Below are 593 nucleotides of genomic sequence, written 5' to 3'. Positions count from 1 at the left end.
ATCTCCGGATCAAAGGATATTTGCTCCTCCCCGAAGCTTTTCGCAGCTTATCACGTCTTTCATCGGCTCTTAGTGCCAAGGCATCCACCCTGCGCTCTTTCTAGCTTAACCAGTAGTATTTCCACCGCGGGAACGGTTTTCATACGAAGATGCATAGCGTTGCACCCCTGGTCTCGTGTTTACTTGATTCTTTCGGTTACGTATCTTTCGATACGCCTCGGATGTCTTGTATCTTAAATATTTAAGATTCAATATTTCAATATGTGATTTTCAAGGTACGTTATGACTGAAGTTTATCAGTCATTAGCGAGTTCAATATACTTGAGCTTACTAATCACTGGTAAAAACCAGTTATTAACAGCATTACCCTGCTGGAACGGGTTAACACATTCATCATCGCGAACTTCGCCTTTATCTCCACCCGCTAGAACATGTCTGTTTTATTTGAAAACTCTTTCGAGTATTTTTCAAATAGAATCCGGCACCCACCTGCTCTCCCATGCCGTCTCCAGCATAGTACCATCGGCCGCTTACGTCTTAACCGTCGTGTTCGGGATGGGAACGGGTGTGTCCCATAAGCGCATCGGCACCGG

General features: G+C 45.0%; 2 rRNA genes. Both read right to left on the bottom strand.

Going from position 1 to position 593, the window contains the following annotated elements:
- Positions 1 to 111 (bottom strand): 23S ribosomal RNA (locus tag ABCW45_RS17810); the annotation flags it as partial.
- Between the two features lie 365 nt (positions 112 to 476).
- Positions 477 to 593, bottom strand: a 5S ribosomal RNA gene (gene rrf, locus ABCW45_RS17805).

This window comes from Pilosibacter fragilis (genome assembly GCF_032490495.1).
Classification (GTDB): domain Bacteria; phylum Bacillota; class Clostridia; order Lachnospirales; family Lachnospiraceae; genus Pilosibacter; species Pilosibacter fragilis.
This window is presented reverse-complemented; position numbering and strand designations above follow the sequence as displayed.